Source organism: uncultured Clostridium sp., from assembly GCF_934754925.1.
Lineage (GTDB): Bacteria > Bacillota > Clostridia > Clostridiales > Clostridiaceae > Clostridium.
Genome location: NZ_CAKVJA010000115.1, coordinates 1 through 1,648, shown reverse-complemented (window position 1 = coordinate 1,648; position 1,648 = coordinate 1). Strand labels below are relative to the sequence as shown.

Below are 1,648 nucleotides of genomic sequence, written 5' to 3'. Positions count from 1 at the left end.
CAGTTATGGGGAACAACGGATTTAAAAGTATAATATTGCCAACTTTAACTTTGGCAATTTCCATGTCAGCAAAATATACGAGACAAATTAGAGCTACTGTACTGGAAGAATTAAACAAGGACTATGTTTTAGGTTTAAGGTCAAGAGGAGTAAAAGAAAAACGTATATTATATGTAAATATTTTAAAGGTTGCACTATTAACGGTTGTGACTTTACTAGGATTATCTATAGGTTCTCTACTTGGAGGAACTGCTATTGTAGAATCCATATTTATGTGGGATGGAGTTGGAAAACTTGCCGTAGACTCTATCAGAATGATGGACTATCCAATGATACAAGCATATGTAATATGGATGGCAGTAATTTTTGTAGTAATAAATTTAATAACAGATATACTATACAATTACTTAGATCCAAGAATTAGAATAGGTAAGGATATATGGTGATATCATGGAAAAATCAATAGTTAGACAAAATTTAAAAACTAGGAATTATTTTAAAGATACTTTAGACAAGTTAAAAAGTCTAAATAAGACAAAAATAAAATTAAATATTTTATTATTTATAGTAGGAATTTTATTTTTAATTGCTTTATTAGGAGAACATATAGTACCAAATGATCCTTATGTACAGGATTTATCAAATGCGTTGAGTCCTCCTAGTAAGGAGTTTATATTTGGTACAGATAGATATGGAAGATGTATGCTTTCTAGAGTTATTGTGGGAGCAAAAACAACCATGTTCTCAGCACTTGGCTTAGTAGCAATTATAGCTACTTTTGGTACGATAATTGGAGCAATTTGTGGTTATATTGGTGGAAAACTTGATGAATTTGTAATGAGGATTTCAGATATTTTCTTAGCATTTCCAGGAATGGTCTTTGCCATAGCAGTGGCAGGAGTACTTGGAGGGGGAATAGTTAATGCAGTTATTTCTTTATCATTAATTTCTTGGCCGAAATTTTCACGTCTTGCAAGAGGACAAGTTTTAACTATGAAAAACTCTGCATATATACAAGCAGCAAAGTTAAGTGGATGTTCACATATGAAGATAATATTTAAACATATTTTCCCTAATATTTTAGGAACTATAATAGTAACTGCCACGCTTGATATTGGAGTTATGATGATGGAACTTGCAGGATTATCATTTTTAGGACTGGGGGCAATGCCTCCAACTGCTGAATGGGGTTCTATGATGAGTAATGGAAGAAGTATGATTCAATCATCTCCTTGGGTAATATTTGCTCCAGGACTTGCAATATTTATCACAGTAATTATTTTTAATTTATTAGGTGATACAGTAAGAGATTATTTAGATGTAAATAATAAGTAGAATAAGGGATAATAGGGGAGAAAAAATGAAAATTAACAAAAAATTAATTAGCTTAGTTTTAGCAGGAGTAATAAGTTCAGGCTTTTTAGTTGGATGTAGTTCAACATCTGATAAAGACGAATCAAATAGTGGTAAAGAAAAGACATTTGTTTATGGAACAAGTGCTTATAATCCAAGTTTAGCAGGAATAAATCCTCATAAAGGATATTTAGGATGGGCAGCAATAAGATATGGTGTGGCAGAAACATTATTTAAATTTAATGAGAATATGGAACTTGAGCCATGGCTTGCTACAGATTATGAAGTAGTAGAT

Annotated in this window: 2 protein-coding genes and 1 pseudogene; all 3 read left to right on the top strand. The window is 31.4% G+C overall.

Going from position 1 to position 1,648, the window contains the following annotated elements; genetic code table 11:
- The coding region (locus Q0G30_RS14300; RefSeq protein WP_294391443.1) for an ABC transporter permease at window positions 1–446 on the top strand (446 nt) is incomplete at its 5' end.
- 4 nt (window positions 447–450) lie between these two features.
- Window positions 451–1,335 carry a nickel transporter permease gene (nikC, locus tag Q0G30_RS14295; protein ID WP_294391440.1) on the top strand — a complete coding sequence of 295 codons (885 nt, stop codon included), beginning with the start codon at window positions 451–453 and terminating at the stop codon, window positions 1,333–1,335.
- Window positions 1,336–1,360: 25 nt separating this feature from the next.
- Window positions 1,361–1,648 (top strand): annotated as a pseudogene (locus Q0G30_RS14290) (ABC transporter substrate-binding protein); the annotation flags it as partial.